Origin of the sequence: Thiocapsa sp. (assembly GCF_011390875.1) — a bacterium.
Taxonomy (GTDB): Bacteria; Pseudomonadota; Gammaproteobacteria; order Chromatiales; family Chromatiaceae; genus Thiocapsa.
On the sequence record NZ_JAABRP010000384.1, the window covers coordinates 1 to 2,445 of the forward strand.

Genomic DNA, 2,445 nt, shown 5'->3' on the forward strand with positions numbered 1-2,445 from the left:
AATGCCGTCGCGGTGCTGATCATCGCCTGCCCTTGCGCGCTCGGCCTGGCCACGCCCATGTCGATCATGGTCGGCACCGGCAAGGGAGCGAGGCTGGGCGTGCTGATCAAGAATGCCGAGGCGCTGGAGGTGCTCGAGCAGGTGGACACCCTGGTGGTGGACAAGACCGGCACCCTGACCCGAGGCCGCCCCGCGCTGGTCTCGGTCGAGGCCGAAGCAGACGTCAGCGAGGACGAGCTACTGCGGCTCGCCGCCAGCCTGGAGCGCGCCAGCGAGCATCCGCTGGCCGCGGCCATCGTCGCCGGAGCCGAGGAGCGGGGTCTGGCGACGGCCGCGGCCGAGGACTTCGAGTCGGTCACCGGAAAAGGCGTCCGCGGGCGGGTCGAGGGCCGCGCCGTGACGATTGGAACCCAACGCTACCTCGCCGGCCTGGATGTCGATGTCTCAACGCTGGAGCCGCGGGCCGAGTCACACCGTGGCCGGGGCGAGACGGTCGTCTTCGTGGCCATCGACGGGCGCGCCGCCGGGTTGCTCGGCGTCGCCGATCCGATCAAGGACAGCACGCCGGAGGCGATCCGCGAGCTGCACGCCGCCGGGCTTGCCGTGGTCATGCTCACCGGCGACAGCAGGACCACCGCGGCGGCGGTCGCCGGGCAGCTCGGCATCGACCGCTTCGAGGCAGAGGTGCTGCCCGAGCGCAAGGCCGAGATCGTCGCCCGGCTCCAGGCGGAGGGGCATCGCGTGGCGATGGCCGGCGACGGCATCAACGATGCGCCGGCGCTGGCCCGCGCCGACGTCGGCATCGCCATGGGCAGCGGCACCGATGTCGCCATGGAGAGCGCCGGCGTGACCCTGATCAAGGGCGACCTGCGCGGCATCCTGCGTGCCCGCCGACTGAGTCGCGCGGTGATGCGCAACATCCGCCAAAACCTGTTCTTCGCCTTCATCTACAACGGCCTCGGCGTACCGGTGGCGGCGGGCGTGCTCTATCCGGTCTTCGGCCTGCTGTTGTCGCCGATGATCGCCGCGGCGGCCATGAGCTTCAGCTCGGTGTCGGTGATCGGCAATGCGCTGCGGCTGCGGTCAACCGCGATCTGAGTGCGGCCGACCACGATCCTGATGACAATCGGCGTGCAGTCTATCGATTCGTCTCGGGCAAAGATCACGTCCGTTCTACTGCGGGATCACGCCGGTCAGCTCGCGGTCAGCGGGCGGCTGCAGAAGCGCCACCACGAGCGCAGCCCCATCCCCGGCCACCTGCACATCGAGGCCATTGCCGTCGACGGCGAGGTGCTCGCGGAAGCGTTATCGACCTATCGCCGTCTGAGCCCGACGATCGGCACGTCGGAGTTCAGCCCGCGCTTGGCGGTTCCTCCCGCCCGGGTCAAGCGCGTGCGTGTGACGCATGATTCGCCCGACCGTGAGGGTTCGGGCGCCGCAGCGGGCGCGAAATCGTCGATCAGCCTCGGCAGAGCCGCTGCAAGCTCACCGGTGTGACCGGCGTTCGAAGCGTGGTCGAGTCTTACACTCCCCGTTCTTCCTGACGGAGGAGGTACGCCTCGAAACGACAGACCATGCGCGACCGGCCAACGGGAATATTTCTTTGGATCGCCTGACTCGAACGTCGACAGGTCTGGATTTACCTGTTCGCAATCCTTGGCGGCTTGCTGGTAGGGAGCGCATGGACCGACGCTGGCCGATCCGCGAGGCGCTGCTCTGGCCGACGCTGATGGTGCTGCTCTACGCGACCTTCGTGCGGGTGCCGGACGGGCGGTTTGGCGAGAACGCTTTGCTTGGTGGCCGGTGTCTGTGATTGCCCTGCTGGTGCTCCTCATCGCGGGTGCTCAGGTGAACACCTTGCGCACCGCGGGCCCGTGCTGCTGACGGTCCTGCCGGTGTTCCTCGATTTCCTGCTGTTGACCGCACTCCTGCTTGGTCGCTCGTACTGCGGTTCGATGCGGGTCGTGCTTTGGCCTTCAGTCTCAGGACCCGACACTCATTCGTCGTCCCGCCCTTCGCTTTGGCCTTGCCGAGGGATGGAGACACACAACGGGTAGGGTTTGATTGAACCGGAGAGTCGCGTGTCCCTCGTGATACCTCGCGGGGGCATCCTGCTGCCGCGAGGACTCGGTCCTTGGCGACGGCCTTTTGTACCCGGGTTCGCCCTGCGGGCGCAGTCGTGCCCGACTCCCCGTTGGTTCGCCGGGCACGACTGCGCCCTCAAATGGCTTGACGGCGTCTGGGATGCGCTCTGCATGTTGCCTCCGCGGCTTCGGGACTCCCGCCCCTTCGCCACTGCGGCAACACGCTCGCGCCCACGCCTACCCGGGACTACGCGCCTTCGCTTCGCTCTCCATGGCGCGCAGCGGATGACGGGCACCTTTCTCGCGCGCTGGTCGGGCAATCCACTCGAGAACCACGCCTGGTGGGTGCGTCTGAACCAGG

General features: G+C 68.0%; 4 protein-coding genes. All 4 read left to right on the forward strand.

Going from position 1 to position 2,445, the window contains the following annotated elements; genetic code table 11:
• On the forward strand, positions 1 to 1,098 hold a 1,098-nt coding region (locus tag GPT33_RS18720; protein WP_296812154.1), incomplete at its 5' end, for a heavy metal translocating P-type ATPase.
• A gap of 21 nt (positions 1,099 to 1,119) precedes the next feature.
• A complete protein-coding gene (locus tag GPT33_RS18725; protein WP_296812157.1) occupies positions 1,120 to 1,497 on the forward strand; it encodes a hypothetical protein in 378 nt (125 codons plus the stop codon).
• 184 nt (positions 1,498 to 1,681) lie between these two features.
• Positions 1,682 to 1,813 carry a hypothetical protein gene (locus GPT33_RS18730; protein WP_296812160.1) on the forward strand — a complete coding sequence of 44 codons (132 nt, stop codon included), beginning with the start codon at positions 1,682 to 1,684 and terminating at the stop codon, positions 1,811 to 1,813.
• 268 nt (positions 1,814 to 2,081) lie between these two features.
• Positions 2,082 to 2,445 (forward strand): hypothetical protein (locus tag GPT33_RS18735; protein ID WP_296812162.1); only part of this gene is annotated, 364 nt, incomplete at its 3' end.